The organism is Streptomyces violaceoruber (genome assembly GCF_033406955.1).
Classification (GTDB): domain Bacteria; phylum Actinomycetota; class Actinomycetes; order Streptomycetales; family Streptomycetaceae; genus Streptomyces; species Streptomyces violaceoruber.
The window spans coordinates 8,423,493-8,440,880 of sequence record NZ_CP137734.1; the positions used below are offsets into that span (position 1 = coordinate 8,423,493).

15 protein-coding genes and 1 pseudogene are annotated in these 17,388 nt (G+C 70.9%); 6 read left to right on the forward strand and 10 right to left on the reverse strand.

All coding sequences use genetic code 11. The features are described 5' to 3' along the window. Positions 1-150 carry a beta/alpha barrel domain-containing protein gene (locus tag R2E43_RS37960; protein WP_246549852.1) on the forward strand — a complete coding sequence of 50 codons (150 nt, stop codon included), beginning with the start codon at positions 1-3 and terminating at the stop codon, positions 148-150. A 166-nt stretch (positions 151-316) separates the two neighbouring features. Then, a complete protein-coding gene (locus R2E43_RS37965) occupies positions 317-472 on the forward strand; it encodes a hypothetical protein (RefSeq protein ID WP_010059700.1) in 156 nt (51 codons plus the stop codon). Positions 473-878: 406 nt separating this feature from the next. Here the strand turns inward: R2E43_RS37965 and R2E43_RS37970 are convergent, their stop codons facing one another. From R2E43_RS37970 to R2E43_RS37980, 3 genes are all read right to left on the reverse strand, one after another. Continuing rightward, positions 879-1,493 (reverse strand): TetR/AcrR family transcriptional regulator, encoded by a 615-nt coding sequence (locus R2E43_RS37970; RefSeq protein WP_003978637.1) that lies wholly within the window; start codon positions 1,491-1,493, stop codon positions 879-881. After that, complete coding sequence (locus tag R2E43_RS37975) at positions 1,493-2,341, reverse strand: oxidoreductase (RefSeq protein ID WP_011026943.1); 849 nt, start codon at positions 2,339-2,341, stop codon at positions 1,493-1,495. The genes R2E43_RS37970 and R2E43_RS37975 overlap by 1 nt, the downstream gene beginning before the upstream one ends. Positions 2,342-2,871: 530 nt before the next feature. After that, positions 2,872-3,162 carry a hypothetical protein gene (locus tag R2E43_RS37980; RefSeq protein WP_173943966.1) on the reverse strand — a complete coding sequence of 97 codons (291 nt, stop codon included), beginning with the start codon at positions 3,160-3,162 and terminating at the stop codon, positions 2,872-2,874. A 461-nt stretch (positions 3,163-3,623) separates the two neighbouring features. Between R2E43_RS37980 and R2E43_RS37985 the strand changes: the two genes are divergently transcribed. Next, the gene (locus tag R2E43_RS37985) at positions 3,624-4,328 is read left to right on the forward strand and encodes a hypothetical protein (RefSeq protein WP_332057060.1); all 705 of its coding nucleotides are present in this window, start codon (positions 3,624-3,626) and stop codon (positions 4,326-4,328) included. Between the two features lie 467 nt (positions 4,329-4,795). After that, the gene (locus R2E43_RS37990; RefSeq protein ID WP_408649133.1) at positions 4,796-5,833 is read left to right on the forward strand and encodes a hypothetical protein; all 1,038 of its coding nucleotides are present in this window, start codon (positions 4,796-4,798) and stop codon (positions 5,831-5,833) included. A gap of 360 nt (positions 5,834-6,193) precedes the next feature. Here the strand turns inward: R2E43_RS37990 and R2E43_RS37995 are convergent, their stop codons facing one another. Continuing rightward, the gene (locus R2E43_RS37995) at positions 6,194-6,727 is read right to left on the reverse strand and encodes a GNAT family N-acetyltransferase (RefSeq protein ID WP_011026937.1); all 534 of its coding nucleotides are present in this window, start codon (positions 6,725-6,727) and stop codon (positions 6,194-6,196) included. Between the two features lie 370 nt (positions 6,728-7,097). Between R2E43_RS37995 and R2E43_RS38000 the strand changes: the two are divergent. Further along, positions 7,098-7,749, forward strand: a pseudogene (locus R2E43_RS38000) (transposase). Positions 7,750-7,770: 21 nt separating this feature from the next. Here the strand turns inward: R2E43_RS38000 and R2E43_RS38005 are convergent. The 5 genes from R2E43_RS38005 to R2E43_RS38025 all read right to left on the reverse strand — a co-directional run bounded on the left by R2E43_RS38005 (position 7,771) and on the right by R2E43_RS38025 (position 15,161). Beyond that, positions 7,771-8,220 (reverse strand): nuclear transport factor 2 family protein, encoded by a 450-nt coding sequence (locus tag R2E43_RS38005; RefSeq protein ID WP_003978646.1) that lies wholly within the window; start codon positions 8,218-8,220, stop codon positions 7,771-7,773. Between the two features lie 99 nt (positions 8,221-8,319). Beyond that, a complete protein-coding gene (gene narI / locus R2E43_RS38010; RefSeq protein WP_003978647.1) occupies positions 8,320-9,090 on the reverse strand; it encodes a respiratory nitrate reductase subunit gamma in 771 nt (256 codons plus the stop codon). Next, entirely contained in the window at positions 9,087-9,893 is an 807-nt protein-coding gene (gene narJ, locus R2E43_RS38015; protein ID WP_003978648.1) for a nitrate reductase molybdenum cofactor assembly chaperone, read from the reverse strand. Before narJ ends, narI begins: the two co-directional genes overlap by 4 nt. Beyond that, positions 9,890-11,458: a nitrate reductase subunit beta gene (gene narH / locus R2E43_RS38020; RefSeq protein WP_016325014.1), complete on the reverse strand. Its 1,569-nt coding sequence runs from the start codon at positions 11,456-11,458 to the stop codon at positions 9,890-9,892. The genes narJ and narH overlap by 4 nt, the downstream gene beginning before the upstream one ends. Before the next feature lies 1 nt (position 11,459). Beyond that, positions 11,460-15,161 carry a nitrate reductase subunit alpha gene (locus tag R2E43_RS38025; protein ID WP_003978651.1) on the reverse strand — a complete coding sequence of 1,234 codons (3,702 nt, stop codon included), beginning with the start codon at positions 15,159-15,161 and terminating at the stop codon, positions 11,460-11,462. Positions 15,162-15,752: 591 nt separating this feature from the next. Between R2E43_RS38025 and R2E43_RS38030 the strand changes: the two genes are divergently transcribed. Beyond that, positions 15,753-16,760: an Acg family FMN-binding oxidoreductase gene (locus R2E43_RS38030; protein ID WP_011026931.1), complete on the forward strand. Its 1,008-nt coding sequence runs from the start codon at positions 15,753-15,755 to the stop codon at positions 16,758-16,760. Positions 16,761-16,840: 80 nt separating this feature from the next. On the opposite strand, the gene R2E43_RS38035 is transcribed toward R2E43_RS38030, so the two are convergent. Next, positions 16,841-17,254 carry a pyridoxamine 5'-phosphate oxidase family protein gene (locus R2E43_RS38035; RefSeq protein WP_003978653.1) on the reverse strand — a complete coding sequence of 138 codons (414 nt, stop codon included), beginning with the start codon at positions 17,252-17,254 and terminating at the stop codon, positions 16,841-16,843. Between the last annotated feature and the right edge of the window lie 134 nt (positions 17,255-17,388).

Here is a 17,388-nt window from a genome sequence, read left to right on the forward strand (position 1 = left end):
GTGACCCCTGCGCTCACCGAGTCCGTGGCCGCCTCGGTCCGCGTCGGCCTGCCGGTGCCGGCAGGAGATCTCACGCCGACCGAGGCCGTCGCCGCCCGGCGTGCCGGAGCCGACGCCGTCAAGCTGTTCGCCGCCTCGATCGGTCAGTGAAGTTTCCAGGAAGTGCGTGAACACCGTGTGGCCGGGCACAAGGGCTGTCGAACCGAGGTCCTGACGTTCGGGGCCGGTAGAGATCTGTCAACTGACAGGCGAACTCGGGCCGTTGTGGGGCCTTTGCGCACACGCGCCTGAGTCGCGATTGAGGATGGGGTTTGAAATGATCATTCTTGGGCTTATTCTGCTGATCATCGGCCTGCTTGTGGGCATGGGTCTGCTGACGACGATCGGTGGCATCCTCATCCTGGTGGGCGCCATCCTGTGGATCCTGGGTGCGACCGGTCGCGCGGTCGGTGGACGCAAGCACTTCTTCTAGGCCGGGGTGCTTCACCGGCGCTCCGCGGCGAGTGATTCGCCCACTCGTCGAACCCGTACCGTACCGACCCGGCGGCGCGCTGCGTGCGGCATACAGCCGCACGCAGCGCGCCGCCTGCATGCGGGCCCCGGCAAGGACCCGGCGCCGCCCAAGGCCGCCGTCCGGCGCCGTCCGGGTCGCGGCGACGCGTGACGGTGCCGTACCCGGCTTGTCACGGCCGGCGTACCCGGGCCGTGGGCCTGCCGATCCGGACGTCGTAACGCGAGCCGATCAGATCGCCCTGGAACCGACCAGGGCGCCACGTCCCCGACCGCCGCACGACGACACGAACGGGCGTCCACTTCACGTGGCAAGCCCCGCCCGGTAGAACACGGTTCCGCGGCTCACCGCCTCCATGACGGACACCTCAGGTGATCAGCCCGGCGCTGACCAGCCAGATGTGCTCGCAGGTCGCCGACGCCTCCTGGAGCTTCTCGCGGGACTCCTGTGAGGCGTGGTAAAAGGTCCGCTCGATCATCCAGCACAGGGCACGTGCCATCGCTGAGGCTTGTTCGGGTGCGGTGCCGGACTGGATGCCGGCCCGCTCCAGGACAGCGGTGATGGCCGCGATGAACAGGTCAGCCGTGTGACTCCACAGCTCGCCGATCTCTGGCACGGTCAACGACAGATCGATCGCCGTGCGCATGACCAGACCGTGCTCGTTCCACAGCTCGACCGTGCGGTGCATGGCCGCCGCGATGGCCTGGCGCGGCTCGTCCGTCTGCGCGGTGACCCGGGACCGTTCCCACAGATGCTCGACGGTCCGAGCCACGAGTGCCGCGACCACTTCGTGCTTGGAACCGAAGTAGAAGTACAGGGCCCCCCGTGTGATACCGGCGCCCTGGGCTATGTCGCCGACGGTCATGGCGTCGTAGCCCTTGTCCGCCAGCAAGGCCTCGCAGGTGTCGAGGATGGCCCGTTCCCGTACATCGCCCTTGCGCTCGATGCCGCGACGACCGAGCGGGGAAGGCCGGCCGGGCATCAGAGCTGGGCACCCTGGGGGAAGTCGGTCGTACGCGACAGCGCCTCCCACGCTCGGATGTCCTCATCCACTGCCGTACGCGCGGCGGTGACCAGTCGCAGCGCGTCCGAGCCCAGAACGAGGTGGGCCGGCGGCTGATCGACCGAGGTGATGTGTACGACCGCTTCCCCGGCCTTGGCCGGATTGCCCAGCTGGTTCCCGCTGGCTTTCTGCCGCGCTTCCCGGATGGGGGCGAACAGGTCGTCGTAGTCGGCGACGGTCCGCGCGGCGCGCGTCATGGACCGTCCGGCCCAGTCGGTGCGGAAGGAGCCGGGCTCGATCGCCGTCACATGGATCCCGAACTGCGCGACCTCCTTGCCCAGCGCCTCGAGGATGCCTTCCAGAGCGAACTTGCTGCCGCAGTAGGCGGACATGCCGGGCACGGCCATGAGCCCGCCCATAGACGTGACGGCCATCAGGTGTCCGCGGCGGCGCGCGCGCATGTGGGGCAGCGCCGCTTGCAGGGTGGCCATCGCCCCGAACACGTTGACGTCGAACTGCCGCCGCACCTCGGCCAGCGGGGTTTCCTCGAAGGTTCCCTCCAGGCCGTAGCCGGCGTTGGCGACGACGACGTCCAGAGGACCGACGCTCCGCTCGACCTCCGCGACCACGCCGTTAACGGCGCCACCGTCCGTCACGTCCAGGATGCGGCCGTGGGCGTGCCCGGGTCCGAGTTCTTCGAAGGCCCGCACGTCGTTCTCGGAGCGGACGGTGCCGACCACGGTGTGCCCGGCGGACAGGGCGGCCTGCGCGAAAGCGCGCCCCAGGCCGGTGCTGACGCCGGTGATGAGCCAGTTCTGCCTTTGCACTGTTCCTCCAGCGAGGTCTTGCGAGGAGCCGGAACGCTCTCTTGAGTGATAAATCTACACCCTGTCGATTTTTATCGTTACTGCGTCGATTTTGATGGGGCGCCCGGGACGGGGTCCTCAAGATGAAGGCCGGGGCCGAGGACTCGTCGGGGCCCGGCGGCAGCCCCGGGCCACCGGGGGCTCGCCATAGGCTGCCGCTGGCAGAAGGGCTCCTCCAGGTAGGAGGCCTCGTCCTCGTCGAGTTAGACATCCACCGCGGCGATCGCGTCGGCCGGCTGGGTCGGCTTGGTGACCCCGACGATGGGCGAGGTCACCACCGGGTTGCGCATGACCCAGACGCGAGCAGTCGGCCCGGCCGTCGTTCACGCGGCCGCCTCGGTGAGGGTCACTGCCGGAGTCGGCGGTGTTCACGGATTACTCGCAGCGCGCACACCTGACATCGGGCGGGCGGACGATGCACCTGGTCGTTCGCCCTCCATGGCACGTTGCGTGCACGGTCCCGCAGAGTGGGCGAGAGGTGGATGACCCGGTCAGCCGAACCGGTCGAGCAGGGCGTCGAGTCCCTTGGCCAGCGTCTCCGGACCGCCCCGCTCCGTCAGCCCGGTGGCGGTGGCACGCAGATGCGGCAGCTGCTGGGCCGAGATGCGGTGCAGTCCGATGCGGAAGGCGGGGTCCGGCTCGTCCGGGGCGTCGTCCATGGCTCGCAGTTCGACGATCAGATAGCCGAGGAGCCAGGCGGTGAAGGCGCGGTGCAGGGCGAGAGCGTGATGTTCGTCCAGGTCCGCGAGCAGGGCGAGGATCCGCTCGTCGCCGCGCAGCACCGGCTCGGGCCGACGGGCGAGCGGTGTCGACAGCAGGCGAGTGGCGAGCAGGCCCCTGGGTAGACAGGGGGGCGAAGGCCGGATCAGGACCGCTGTTCCGGCGCTGACTCAAGCGTGATGTGCGGGAGAGCGCTTTGAGGGGGCCATGCCATGCCCTCTGCACCCACCGCGAATCGGACCGGCAGGCCACGGAGGCGCTCGTCGGCGAGTACGAGACCTCGCACTGCCCCGGCACAGCGAGAGCACCCTCTTCCTCTACTCCGCCGAACCCGGATCGGCGTCCGCCAAGTCGCTGAGCCTGCTGGCGTCATGGGCCTTGGCGGAACCACCGACCTCCTCCGACCGGTCGCGCGACTGATTCAGGGGAGCGCCACCTGTGTGCTGCCCGTGACATCGCTGCCGCCCTCGCGGAACCGACCGGCAAGGAAAGCGATCAATGCAGATATGGGACGACTGGCCCCATGCTGTTCGAGAAAGAGAGCCCTGAGTTGAACTCCCCGGTCCATCTGTCATTGTCCGGCAGACCTGCCATAGCCGTGCTGGCGCTCGTCGGCATCACCGCGGGTGTACTGATCGGCCGGGAGAGTCTCCGCACCGTGGTGGGCTGCGGCGCGCCCGACGACCGCTTCCCCTCGCGGACCGCGGCGGACTGGAAAGCGGGCGCGGACCACGTGGTGGTGACGCGGCCGACCGCCGAGCGGGAAACCAACAGGGAGGAAGTCGCCATGGGTGCGGTGAGGTACACCGTAGACCGGACGGTGACGCTCCGGAAGGAGAGGGTGCTGTGGTCCGCCGCCACCCCTCGGCATGAGTTGGGGAGCGAGTTCGACATGACCGCCCCCGGCTGGTCGGTGTACCGCAACGGCAAACGGGCCAAGGGCACGGCTCCCGAGGCACCGCGGCTGGAGATCGGGCACATGTATGTGCTTGCCCTGCGCTGGGAGGCCGATCAGTGGGTCGTCCTCGGAGAAGGGGCCGCCGTGCCGTTCGACGACCGTGTGGCCGGGCGGGGGGAGTGGTGCGGCATGGTGCTGAGCGAGGACGACTTCGCCAAGGGCGAGCGGTTCTCGCGGCGCGACGACCACAGTCTGGAAGAGACCGTGCAGGGGCAGGGCGAAGCGGCGATCTCCCGCGAACTCGCGAAGACGGGCAGCAAGCGGCCGTAAGGCGGCTTACGTCGTCGGCTGCGCCGGAGTCCGTGGCTGCCCGCTTGTGCCTGAGAGTAAAGCCGCCTGTCCGACCACCTTGCCTGCGTACGGGACTGTGCCCCTCGTCGCTGCCCGGACGGCCGCTGTACCCGCCATTACCGCAACGGTGCTTGCCGTGACTGGTGGCCAGGTCAGGGGGGGTGTCCGCGTCGATTGTGGTGACTGGTGCGGGCTGACAGTCGGTGAGGCGGGTGATCAGCCGTCGTATCTCGGCGAGGGACATGTGTCGGTGCCACCCGCGACAGCGGCGGACCCCGGTGGTCATCCGGGCCCCACATCTGTTTCGCGCTCTGGACGCACCCCCTCGATGCGAAAGCCGCAGGTCGGACGGAAAAGTCCTGCTGGAGTACTAGGTCTGGCGCAGGGGTGCGTCTGGGTCTCTGGGCCGATGGTGTTGGGCCGTTGCGTCGATAGTGTCGGTTCGTATGGGGACTGATGGCACGCTCGATGAGGCCTTGGAACGGTTGTATCGGACCGGGCCGGAGTTCGGAGGCCGGCTGTCCAATCACGGTCCCATGGCGGTGGAGTCCATGGTCAGACGTGGACACGCCCGACAGGTTCACCGCTGGTTGGACCTCTACATGCGTCGGTTGGACGATCGGCCTCGTGGCGCCTGTCCCATCCCCGCCGTCGGATGGCGCTCGGCGCTTGGGGATCCTCGCCGTCTTGGGGACTGGCTTGCGTTTTTCGACCGCGAGGTGACCGAACAGCCCTGGCGCGCCGTACTGGAGGTGTGGTGGCCACGGCTCGTGCCCGGCATCGCGGCCGGGGCCACCCACGGGGTGATCCGTACTGGCCACGCCGTCCACGCCCTGCTGGCCCACGAGGACGGCCCACGCTTGGCCGAGCTCGGCCAGGCGCTCGGCTACTGGGCGGCGCGCTGGCAGCAGGTGCCGTCCGCTGCCCCTTCCGGAACCTCCGGCCCGGCGTCGGCTCTTGCGGGCGTTCCGCGTATTGCAGATCAGAGCGCGGACATCGACCACCGGCTCGGCCAGCTCACCGGGCTGAGCGGCTGGCCCGCGGCGCTGGCCGCGCTGAGACCCGCCGCGGACGCGGGGCAGGCCCGGGACCTGCTGGCCGGTCTGACGACGGCTGCCGCCGTGCGCTACCTCCCGAACGCGCACGGCTCACCCGTCATGCTGATTCACTCCGCGACCGCGCCCATGGCTGTCCTGCGTACCTTGCCCGCACTCCCCAGCACCCAGTGGGTCGTGAGTCTGCACGCGGCCTGGGCGGCCAGCGCGGCCGTGACGGCGGCCTACGCCCCTGCCGAACCCCTACCTCGGCACGCCCTGCCCACCGCCCACCGGTCGGCGGAAGAGACCTTCGCCCTTGCCGTCCGCCACCAGGATGAACACGTCATCAAGCTCGCCGACACCTGCCTCGATGTTCACCGGCGCACAGGCTGCCCCGACGCCCTCGCCGCTGTGACACGCGCGATGGAGCTGATCGACGAGCCCTGACGGGTGCCAGGCGGGTTCTTCCGAGCCTCCGCTGGTCGCGGGCGCCGGACCGGCGGGCCCTGTACGGAAAAGCCGCCAGCGCCGCTGGGAGAGACGACCTGTACCTACGACGCGCTGGGCCGCGTGGCAACGGTCGAGGACGGTCGGGGCATCACCACCGTCTACGGCTACGCCTCCCGCGACCGGGTGCGGGAGGTCTCTGCCACCAACTTCCCGGTCACCTACTCCGGTTCCGTGAAGGAGCATGTCAGTGGCAGGGAGGAGCCATCCGTTCCTGGGTGTCCGTGTCGCCGCGATCGATGCGTTCAGGGACGCAGGGGCTGCGGTCGGCTGCCTTGTGATGACGACGACTGGGCGGGTTCATGCCTGGAACTCGGTGAGGTCGATGGCGTGAACGCGCAGTGGGTAGCCGTACACCGGGTGGGTCGTCTCCCGCTCGGGTGTCATGCCGAGCTTGCGGATGACGTTCTCGGATGCGTTGTCCCCCATCCGGCTGATGCTGATGACACGGTCCAGGCCGCGGTCCTGGAGTGCGAACTCCAGTGTGGCGTGCGCGGCTTCGGACGCGTATCCCTGACCCCAGAACGGTGAGCCGAGCCGCCAGCTGATCGCCACTGCGGGCATCACCTCCGGCAGGAACTCGGGCACGGACAGTCCTGTGAAACCGATCAGTTCGCCCGAGGCCAGCAGTTCGACGGCGAAGAGTCCGAAGCCCTCCTCGTCCCATTCCTCCTCCCACCGTTCGATGTCCTCGGCTGTGTGGTCCAGGTCGCGCACCGAGCCGTCGTCAGTCCAGCGCATGACCCGTGGGTCCGCGTTGATGTCCGCCATCGGCGTGAGGTCGTCGTCGTGCCAGCTACGGAGGAGAAGACGGGGTGTTCGGATCTCGGTCATGCGCCCATCCTGCCGAAGACAAGCGCCGCATCGGTAATCCGGCGCTCGCCGGCGCTGCCGCTTCGACAGCGCGGTCGAGAGGCGAGACCGATCCAGTGGCAACCTGCCGCAGAACCGAGATCCTTTACGGGATCGCGGCCGACTCGATTTCAGGTATCGCCATCAGCGGGGCCCTTGGTCGGGCCGACCAGGGGGCTGACCTGTGTGGACCTTGTGTGTCTCCTCATCCGATGTCCTGGGCCGGCCGTTCTCCTGGTGCGGCTGCACGGACTCGGCGGCCGCAGGTACCGGGTGTGCGGGGAGCCGCGGTGAGTGGTTTCGGGGCGGGGTCCACCGAGGTGTGGATCTTGGTCGTGGGTGATCACGCACCGTGGGGCGCAGTGACCTGACGGACGGCCAGTGGGCCCGGCGGGAGCCGTTGCTGCCACAGGGCATCAAGCCGGGCCGTCCGCCGGTGCGGACGCGACGGCAGCTGATGGACGGCATGAGGCGGCGGACCCGGACCGGTGCTCCCTGGCGCGATGTGCCGGAACGCTACGGGCCCTGGGACCGGGTGTATGACCTGTTCCGACGCTGGCAGCGGGACGGCGTCTGGGCCAGGATCGGCACCCGGCTCCAGGCCGAGGCAGACGCGAAGGGCCTGAACATCTGGGACGTGAACGTCGACTCCACCGTCTGCCGGGCCGACCAGCACGCGGCCGGGGCGGCGAAAAGGCAGGAAACCGGACCGTGTGCGGGCCGACAATGCGTACGATCCCCGCAAGAACCGCGTCCACCTGCGCAGACGCGATATCAGGACGACCACTCCGGTCCCAGCAGACCGAGTCCGTAACCGCAGGAGGCTCGGCTCCCGAGGCGGTCGGCCGCCGAAGTTCGACAAGACCGACTACCGCGAGCGCCACGCGGATGAGTGCGGGATCAACCGCCTCAAGCGTCACCGGGCCGTGGCCGCGAGATACGACAAGCTTGCCGTCCGCTACGAGGCGACCGTGCTGGTGGCGGTCCGCAACGAGTGGCTGTGACCAGCGGGTTTCCTGTCGACGTCAGTCTGTCGGTGTGGGCACGGCGCAGACTTCGGCGATAGCCCGCGTGTCCCAGTAGAACGGACGAACCTCGGTGATCCGCCCGTCCTTGACCGTGATCGCTTGCAGAATCGGGAAGCTGAGTTCACGGCCCGTCGCACGAGCGCGAGCACGGACCTGTGTGAGCACGACCGCAGTCTCACCGGTGGCAAGAAACTCCTGCTCCACCATGTCGAACGACTCCCACGCTTCTCCCATCATGAGGAAGAACTGCGTCATGCCCTGGTGCCCACGCCAAGTGCCGCCATAGGGCAGAGCATCTGCTTGATGCAGCTCGACATCCGGCGCGAAGAAGGGGGCGAGCAGGTCGAACGAAGCCTCGCCGGGGCCTCCTGCCGCCAAGTATTCCGCCTCAGCCGCATACATGCCGGTGAGCACTGTTGCTGAGTCCGTAGTGGATGGCATCGTCATGCCGTCAGCATGGTCACCACGGGAGGTTCTCGCTGGCGGCAATCAGACGTCGCGTTGTGCGGCGGAGTCGGCACTTTCGCAACAGGCCCCGGTCGGTGGTCATACGGGGTGTCGGTCGCGCCGGGCGGGGCCCGCCGTGCGTCCGGGCGCGGCCGCGCGCCGCCGGTAGACGACGTAGGGGCGGACGAGGTAGCCGACGGGCGCGCTCCAGACGTGCACGAGGCGGGTGAACGGCCAGACGGCGAAGAGCAGGCAGGCGCTGAGCGCGTGCAGCTGGAACAGCAGGGGCGCCCCGGCGATGGCCTCCGGCTGCGGCTGGAGGGTGAACAGGCCGCGGAACCAGACCGAGACGGTGGAGCGGTAGTCGTAGCCCGCGCCGAACACGTTGTGCGCGGCGGTCGCGGTGATGCCCAGCAGGACGGTGGCCGACAGCAGCGGGAAGAGCACCTTGTCGCTGCGGTCCGTGCCCAGGCGGATCCGGCGGGTCAGCAGTCGGCGGGCGCACAGCATGCCCAGGCCGGCCACCATGGCCACACCGGCCACCGAGCCCGCCCACACGGCGGTCGTGTGGTACGTGTGCTCGTCGACCCCGGCCGCCTCCGTCCACGAGGCCGGTACGGCGAGGCCGACGACGTGTCCGGCGATCACCATGAACGCGCCCAGGTGAAACAGCGGACTGCCCCAGCGCAGCCAACGGTGTTCGAGGAGCTGGGTGGTGCGCGAGGTCCAGCCGAACTGGTCCTGCCGGTAGCGCCAGACGTGCCCCACGGCGAACACGGCCAGGCAGATGTAGGGGACGGCCACCCACAGGAGGAGGACGGAGCCGCTCGCTGCGGCGAGGGGGGCGGGTGCGGCGGGTGCGGCACTCATCGGGGGCCTTCCGGGGGTGTCAGGGGCGGCATGAGGGTGGGGTGGGCCTGCTCGGGCGGGACGAAGGCGCCCGGCGGTGCGAACCCGCCGGCGCCGTACGGGTCGAGCCCGACGTCCTCGGCGGGCGGGCCCTGGGCGGCGAGTTCGGCGACGGCCGCGCGGTCGGCCTCGGTGGCGGGCGGCAGCAGGGTGAGCAGCGCGGCGAGGACGTGCCGGTAGGGGGAGCCGCCGTCGCTCAGCGCGTGGTGGATCAGTTCCAGTCCGCGTCGGTGGAGGCGCAGCGGGGCCTCGCCCGCGCGCGGCCCGGCGAGCGCGGCGTACTCCAGGACGACCGGGAGGTGGTCGGGCAGTTCCCCGCCGTCGGTGTCCCAGCCGGTGGCGCGGTAGCGCTGGGCAAGGGTGAGCAGGGCCATGCCGCGGCGGCGGGTGTCGCCGTGCAGGTAGTAGGTGAGGTAGAGACCGCTACGGCGGCGCAGGTCGAAGGTCTCCACGTAGTGCTGCTCCAGCGCGTCCGGTTCCTGACCGGTGAACCAGGTGGTGAACGTGGACAGGTGCTCGGTGACGGGGGACGGCGGCAGCGCCTCGACGGTGGCGGTGAGCACCGGCCGGGCGGCGGTGAGCGCGGCGTCCGGGTACTGCAGCAGCAGCGACAGCAGCCGCAGCAGCAGCGCGCGGGTCTCCGGCTCCCGCGGTCCGAACGAGGCGGCGGCACGGCCGGAGCGTGCCGTCCCGTCCGGGCGGCGCAGGGCAGATCGGACGCGGGCGCGGACGATGTCCGGGACGGTGGTGGGCAGCGGACTCATGCGGAGTCTCCCGTCGAGGCGGCCGAGGAGCGGCGCAGGGTGGGGATGCCGAGCATGATCCGGCCGCCGGACCCGGCCGGTTGCGGGTCCCCGGACGTCTCGACGGGGCAGCGGTCCTCCATCGCGCTCAGCGCCGCGGCGTCCTCTCTGTGCGCGGCCGGTACGACGTACCGGTCCTCGTACTTGGCGACGGCCAGCAGGCGGTGCAGGTCCTCGGCCTCGCGGGCGGTCAGCCCCACCGCCTTCAGCGCGGCCTCGTCGCCGTCCTCGCCCAGCGTGCGTGCGCGCATGTAGGAGCGCAGCGCGGTGAGCTTCATCAGCACCCCGCCGACCACGTCGGTGTCCCCGGCGGTGAACAGCTCCGCCAGGTACTCCAAGGGGATGCGCAGCCGGGTGACGGCCGCGAACACGTGGTCCGGGTCGTCCTGGTTGCCGCCCGCCGCGTCGACGGCGTCCAGGACGGGCGACAGCGGGGGTACGTACCAGACCATCGGCAGGGTGCGGTACTCCGGGTGCAGCGGCAGGGCCACCTTGTGCCGTGCGACCAGGTCGTACACGGGGGAGCGGCGGGCGGCCGCCAGCCAGTCCTCCGGGATGCCCGACTCCCGGGCCGCCGCGATGACGTCGGGGTCGGCCGGGTCGAGGAAGACGCCGCGCTGGGCGTCCAGCAGGTCCTTCTCGTCGGGGGTGGCGGCGGCCTCGCCGACCCGGTCGGCGTCGTACAGCAGGAGACCGAGGTAGCGCAGCCGCCCCACGCAGGTCTCGGAGCAGACGGTGGGCTGGCCGGCCTCGATCCGCGGGAAGCAGAACGTGCACTTCTCGCCCTTGCCGGTGGCGTGGTTGACGTACACCTTCTTGTACGGGCACGCGGTCACGCACATCCGCCAGCCGCGGCACTTGTCCTGGTCGACCAGGACGATGCCGTCCTCGACCCGCTTGTACATCGCGCCGGACGGGCAGGCCGACACGCAGGCCGGGTTGAGGCAGTGCTCGCACAGCCTCGGGAGGTGGAAGAGGAAGGTCTGCTCGAACTCGAACCTGACCCTTTCGGCCCACTCGCCGCTGAGGTTGGGGTCGGCGCCGGCGTTCTCGGGGGCGCCGCCGAGCCCGTCCTCCCAGTTGGCGCCCCAGGTGATGGAGGTGGGCCTGCCGGTGAGGACCGAGCGGGGGCGGGCCACCGGCATGTCCGGTCCGGCGGGGGCGCCGACCAGGTTGTCGTAGTCGTAGGTGACCGGCTCGTAGTAGTCCTCCAGGGAGGGCAGGTCCGGATTGGAGAACAGCGACAGCAGCCGCTTGACCCGGCCGCCGGAGCGCAGGACGAGACGCCCACGCCGGTCGAGCATCCAGCCGCCCTTCCACCGGTCCTGGTCCTCGTAGCGGCGGGGGTAGCCGACGCCGGGTTTGGTCTCGACGTTGTTGAACCAGGCGTACTCGACGCCGGTGCGGTTGGTCCACGTCTGCTTGCAGGTGACCGAGCAGGTGTGGCAGCCGATGCACTTGTCGAGGTTCATCACCATCGCGACCTGTGCCATGACGCGTCCGACGGTGGCTTCGTCTCGGGACATGTCAGTACTCCACTCGCTGGTCGCGGCGGCGGATGACGGTGACCTCGTCGCGCTGGTTGCCGGTCGGACCGTAGTAGTTGAAGGCGTAGGTGAACTGGGCGTAGCCGCCCGCGAGATGGGTCGGCTTGAGCAGCAGCCGGGTGAGGGAGTTGTGGATGCCGCCGCGCTTGCCACCGACCTCGGTCTTCGGCACGTTCACGGTGCGGTCCTGGGCATGGTGCATGTACACCGTCCCCTCGGGCATGCGGTGGGTGACCACGGCCCGGCAGGCGACGACACCGTTGCGGTTGTACGCCTCGATCCACTCGTTGTCCTTGACGCCGATCTTCTCGGCGTCCTGGAGCGACATCCAGATGGTGGGGCCGCCCCGGGACAGGTCGAGCATGTACTTGTTGTCCTGGTAGTTGGAGTGGATGGACCACTTCGAGTGCGGGGTGAGGTAGCGCACCGTGACCTCGGCCCGCCCGTCCTCGTGCAACCGCTCGTCGCCGTAGTGCCGCGGCGAATTCAACGGCGGTCGGTAGACGGGGAGTTGCTCACCGAGTTCCGTCATCCAGTCGTGCTGGACGAAGAAGTGCTGGCGTCCGGTGAGGGTGTGCCAGGGCTTCTTGTGCTCGGTGTTGATGACGAAGGGGGAGTAGCGGCGTCCGCCGGTCTCCGAGCCCGACCACTCGTACGAGGTGATGACGGAGCGCGGCTGGGTGCGGGTGTCGGCGAAGGTGATGCGCTCCGCCTCGCGCTCGGCGGACAGTTCCACCAGGCCCTCGCTGCCGGTCTGCCGCTCCAGCTCGCGGAATCCCTCGGTGGCCAGCCGCCCGTTGGTGGTGCCGGACAGGGCGAGGATCGCCTCGCACATGTCGGAGGCGGTGGCGAGCGAGGGACGCCCGGCGGCCAGCCCGTCGCGGACGGTGCCGTTGCGGTGGCGGAGGTCGTCGATCTCCCGGTCCGGGTGGACGGTGACACCCTTGGTGGTGGTGCCCAGGGTGTCCAGCAGCGGACCGACGGCGCGCATCTTCTGCGCGATCGCGGCGTAGTCCCGCTCGACGACGGCCAGCTTCGGCATGGTGCGGCCCGGGACCGGTTCGCACTCGCCGGCCTTCCAGTCCCGCACCACCCCGCCGGGCTGGGCCAGTTCGTCGGGGGTGTCGTGCAGCAGCGGCACCGGCAGCACGTCGGTGCGGGTACCGAGGTGCTCGGCGGCCAGCTCGCTGAAGCGGTCGGCGAGGGTCAGGAAGCTGTCGTAGTCGGTGCGGGCCTGCCACGGCGGGGCGATGGCCGGGGTGAAGGCGTGCACGAAGGGGTGCATGTCCGTGCTGGACAGGTCGTCCTTCTCGTACCAGGTGGCGGCCGGCAGGACCACGTCGGAGAGCAGCCCGGTGGAGGTCATCCGGAAGTCCATGGTGACCAGGAGGTCGAGCTTGCCCTCGGGAGCCTCCTCACGCCACACCACGTCCTTCGGACGCCCCTCGGGCGGGGTCTCCTCGGAGCGCACCGCGGCGTCGGTGCCCAGCAGGTGGCGCAGGAAGTACTCGTTGCCCTTGCCCGAGGAGCCCAGCAGGTTGGCCCGCCACACGGTCAGCACGCGCGGGAAGTTGGCCGGGTCGTCGGGGTCCTCGGCGGCGAACCGCAGCCGCCCCGACTTCAGTTCGTCCACGATGTGCTCGGCGACCGGCCGGCCCGCGGCCCTCGCCTCGTCCGTCAGGTCGAGCGGGTTGCGGTTGAAGCCCGGGTGCCCCGGCGTCCAGCCCAGCCGCACGGCCTGCGCCAGGCAGTCGGCGAAGGCCTTCCCCTTGAACCGGCCCTCGCCCAGCGGAGAGGCCAGCTCGTCGGGCCCGAACGCCTCGTAGCGCCACTGGTCGGAATTCAGGTACCAGTACGATGTGCCCGCCATGTGCCGGGTGGGCCGCTGCCAGTCGAACGCGAACGACAGATGCTGCTGTCCGGTCAGCGGGCGCACCTTCTCCTGGCCGACGTAGTGCGCCCACCCGCCGCCGTTGACGCCCTGGCAGCCGGTCATGGTCGTCAGCGCCAGGAAGGCCCGGTAGATGGTGTCCGAATGGAACCAGTGGTTGGTGCCCGCCCCGAGGGCGATCATCGAACGGCCACCCGTACGCTCGGCGTTGCGGGCGAACTCGCGGGCGATCCGGGCCGCCTGCTCCGCCGGGACGGAAGTGATCGTCTCCTGCCAGGCCGGGGTGTGGGGCCGGTCCGCGTCGTCGTACGAGGACGGCCAGTCGCCCGGCAGACCGGGGCGCCCGACCCCGTACTGGGCGAGCATCAGGTCGAAGACGGTCGTGACGAGCCGTCCGCCGAGTCGGCGCACCGGGACCCCGCGGACCATGCTGCCGCCGCCCTCGGTGGCACCTTCGTCGAAACGAGGCAGGGCGATCGGCACCGTGTCCTCGGCCCGCTCCAGCAGGCTCAGTTCGGGCACCACGTCGCCCAGGTCGAGGTTCCAGCGGCTCTGCTCCTCCTTGGCCCAGCGGAACCCCACTGAGCCGCCCGGGACCACGGGCTCGCCCGTCGCCGAGTCCAGCAGGACGGTCTTGGAGCCGGCGTTCTCCACCTCGTGGCCGAGGTCGGCGGCGGTCAGGAACCCGTCCGGGACCAGACCGCCGTCCGCGTGCTCGCGCAGGGAGACCAGGAACGGCGCGTCCGTGAACGTGCGCAGGTACTGCTGGAAGTAGGGCACCTCGCGCTCGACAAGGAACTCCCGCAGGATCACGTGCCCCATGGCCATCGCCAGGGCGCCGTCCGTGCCCGGGTGCGGGGCGAGCCACTCGTCGGCGTGCTTCACGTTGTCGGCGTAGTCGGGGCTGACGGCGACCACCTTGGTGCCGTTGTAGCGGGTCTCGGTGAGGAAGTGCGCGTCGGGCGTGCGGGTGACGGGGATGTTGGAGCCCCACATGATCAGGTAGCCGGCGTTCCACCAGTCGGCAGCCTCCGGAACGTCCGTCTGGTCGCCGAAGACCTGCGGCGACGCGACCGGAAGGTCGGCGTACCAGTCGTAGAACGACAGCAGGGTGCCCCCGATCAGCGAGTGGTAGCGGGCACCGGCCGCGAAGGACGCCATCGACATCGCCGGGATGGGCGAGAAGCCGGCGACGCGGTCGGGACCGTACGCCTTGACGGTGTGCACCTGCGCGGCGGCGATCAGCTCGCTCACCTCGTCCCAGCCGGCGCGCACCAGGCCGCCCCGGCCCCGGGCCTTCTTGTACGCGCGGGCCTTCGCCGGGTCGGAGGTGATCTCCGCCCAGGCCGCCACGGGGTCGCCGAGCCGCCGGCGGGCCTCGCGCCACAGCTTCAGCAGCGCGCCCCGTACGTACGGGTAGCGGACCCGGCTGGGCGAGTACGTGTACCAGGAGAACGACGCCCCGCGCGGGCAGCCGCGCGGCTCGTACTCGGGGCAGTCCGTGCCGATCGAGGGGTAGTCGGTCGCCTGGTGCTCCCAGGTGATGATGCCGTCCTTGACGTACACCATCCAGGAGCACGACCCCGTGCAGTTGACCCCGTGCGTGGAGCGCACCACCTTGTCGTGCGCCCACCGGTCACGGTAGAACCCCTCCCACTTGTCGTCACCCGTGCCGAAGACGGCACGTCCGTCGGCCGACACCTCACGGCGCGTCAGCAGCCGCCGGGCCGCGAGAGGCCAGTCCCGGGCGACGCCCGGCCGGCCTCGGCGTGCGTTCTGATCGTTCTCCATGGGCCAGAACGCTAGGCGCGGGGGTCGCGCCGGACCCGGGGCCGAAGGTCCCTGCCCAGGCGCCCGACCGTCCCGCGCTCGCCTCTCGGCGGAGGCCTCCTGGCCCTCGCGGGCCGGGGGAGCCGCCGGAAAGGGCCGAGGGCCCGGCCGGCTCCACGGCCACCGCGGTGGTCTCGGTGATGTCCCTGGGCGTCGTCCTGCTCGCCACCGCCCTGCCCGCCACCTGAGGCCCGCGATCCCGGCCGCGGCCCCGGCGCGACGACCGGGGCGGACCCACGCACGGGCGCGGCCCCGCACACTCCGGACCGTCAGCCCGTGCCGCTCACGGACCCCGGACTCGCGCCGCGCCGCCCCGGCACGACCGACCGTCCGCACCGTGAGGGCGCGCGGTACGCAAGCCCGGGTCCCTCGCCCGGTGGTCCCGTCTCCCGGCGCGTGCCATGCCGCGCAGGCGGGGCACCAGGCGCCCTCCTGGGCCCCTTCGGCCGCTGACGGGGCCGGACGGCCCTGGCCCGGCGTCCGGCCGCCGGGAAGTATCGGGGACGGGCCCGCCCGTCGCACCGGCAGGCGCGGCGTGAGTAAGGAGTGGCCATGTCCACGTACAGCCCGAGGGTCGACGCCGCCGCGCTGGAGACGGTGCTGGACGCGGCGGTGGCGGCGCCGTCGATCCACAACACCCAGCCGTGGCGCTTCCGCGTGGAGACGGCCACCGGCCTGCTCCAGGTCCGGGCCGACCGGACACGGGTCCTGCCGCTGGCCGACCCCCGGCGGCGCGCCCAGTACCTCTCCGTGGGAGCCGCCGTCCTCAACCTCCGTGTCGCGGCCGCGCACATGGGCTGGGAACCGGTCGTCCGACTGCTGCCCGACCCGCACGACGCCGACCTGCTGGCCGAGGTTCGGCCGACCGGTTCCGGTGGGAACCCGCCCGACTACCGGTGGCTGTACCCGTCGGTCGAACGCCGCCACACCAGTCGTCTGCCCTTCACGGGCCGCCCGGTGCCCGAGCACGTGGTCGCGGAGATGACCGCGGCGGCCCAGTCCGAAGGCGCACGGCTCTACGTTCCGGACATCGTGAGTACCTGGCGTCTGCTGGAACCGATCGCCGTGGCCGAAACCCGCAACCGCACCAGCTCGGGACGTATCACCGAAACGCGCCACTGGCTCACCGCCCCCGGAACCGTCAGCCCCTACGGCATCCCGCTGACCGCGCTCGGCCCGCAGGACCTGAGCGGCCGCATACCGATGCGGGACTTCTCCGGCCCGCTGCCCGTGCCCCACCCGCCGGCCCGCCGTTTCGAGCGCCATGCCCAGGTGGCCCTGCTGTGGACCGCCCACGACCGGCCGCAGGACTGGCTGCGCGCGGGGCAGGCCCTGGAACGCGTACTGCTGACGGCGACCGCGCGCGGAGTGCGCACGTCGATGCTGCACCAGGCGATGGAGTGGCCGGACCTGCGCGCGGCGGCCCGTCTCCCGCAGCAGCGGTGCAACCCGCAGATCCTGATCAGATTCGGGTACGGACCGGAGGGCGGGCAGGCGCCCCGCGCCCGCGTACCGGAGCCCGACCGGCCGTCCGCTCGGCCGAGAGAGCGGGAAACCTGATCCCGGGAACGAGCGGTGGGGGCGGCCGCTTACGCGTCACCCGCGCGCGGCCGCGCCCCGCGAGCGCACGTCGTCGCCGCTCAGCCGACGCCTGCGATCTCCCGCCCGGTGACCATCTCGGACTCGATCCGTACGTAGAGCCCGTCGCGCGAAACCACCCAGGAGCGCGGGCCGTTCTCCGCCAGGCGCGCTCGTGCGGCGGGGTCGGTCACGACAGTGGCCCGCCCGGTGACGACGACGCTCCACCCGGACCGGTCGTGGGCGTCGAAGGCGTCCGCCTCGAACGCGACCACCGCCCCGTCGACGGCCCGTACGAGATCGGATCCCGCCGAGGTGCGGAGCACCACCGAGGCGTCGGTGTCAAGCGAGAAGTTGACCGGCAGCACAGCGGGCAGCGCCTCACGGGTGTACACGATGCGACCGACCGGGGCGCTGCCCAGGAGACGCAGGCACTCCGCCCGCTCCAGTGCGCGGAAGCCGTCTTCGGAACTCATCCCCCCATCGTCTCTCCGGGGCCGGCGCCGTGTTAGGGCCGGATGGCCCCATGGGGTCCCGGCTTCCAGGGCCCGGTCGTGTACACCGTGTCGGTCGGCGGGGCGGGCTGCGCCGCGGACAAGGAGAACCGGGA

Coding starts and splice junctions, on each gene's coding strand:
- R2E43_RS37965 (WP_010059700.1), top strand. CDS start 317: ATGATCATTCTTGGGCTTATTCTGCTGATCATCGGCCTGCTTGTGGGC.
- R2E43_RS37970 (WP_003978637.1), bottom strand. CDS start 1,493: ATGCCCGGCCGGCCTTCCCCGCTCGGTCGTCGCGGCATCGAGCGCAAG.
- R2E43_RS37985 (WP_332057060.1), top strand. CDS start 3,624: ATGCTGTTCGAGAAAGAGAGCCCTGAGTTGAACTCCCCGGTCCATCTG.
- R2E43_RS37990 (WP_408649133.1), top strand. CDS start 4,796: ATGGGGACTGATGGCACGCTCGATGAGGCCTTGGAACGGTTGTATCGG.
- R2E43_RS37995 (WP_011026937.1), bottom strand. CDS start 6,727: ATGACCGAGATCCGAACACCCCGTCTTCTCCTCCGTAGCTGGCACGAC.
- R2E43_RS38005 (WP_003978646.1), bottom strand. CDS start 8,220: ATGACGATGCCATCCACTACGGACTCAGCAACAGTGCTCACCGGCATG.
- narI (WP_003978647.1), bottom strand. CDS start 9,090: ATGAGTGCCGCACCCGCCGCACCCGCCCCCCTCGCCGCAGCGAGCGGC.
- narJ (WP_003978648.1), bottom strand. CDS start 9,893: ATGAGTCCGCTGCCCACCACCGTCCCGGACATCGTCCGCGCCCGCGTC.
- narH (WP_016325014.1), bottom strand. CDS start 11,458: ATGTCCCGAGACGAAGCCACCGTCGGACGCGTCATGGCACAGGTCGCG.
- R2E43_RS38025 (WP_003978651.1), bottom strand. CDS start 15,161: ATGGAGAACGATCAGAACGCACGCCGAGGCCGGCCGGGCGTCGCCCGG.
- R2E43_RS38030 (WP_011026931.1), top strand. CDS start 15,753: ATGTCCACGTACAGCCCGAGGGTCGACGCCGCCGCGCTGGAGACGGTG.
- R2E43_RS38035 (WP_003978653.1), bottom strand. CDS start 17,254: ATGAGTTCCGAAGACGGCTTCCGCGCACTGGAGCGGGCGGAGTGCCTG.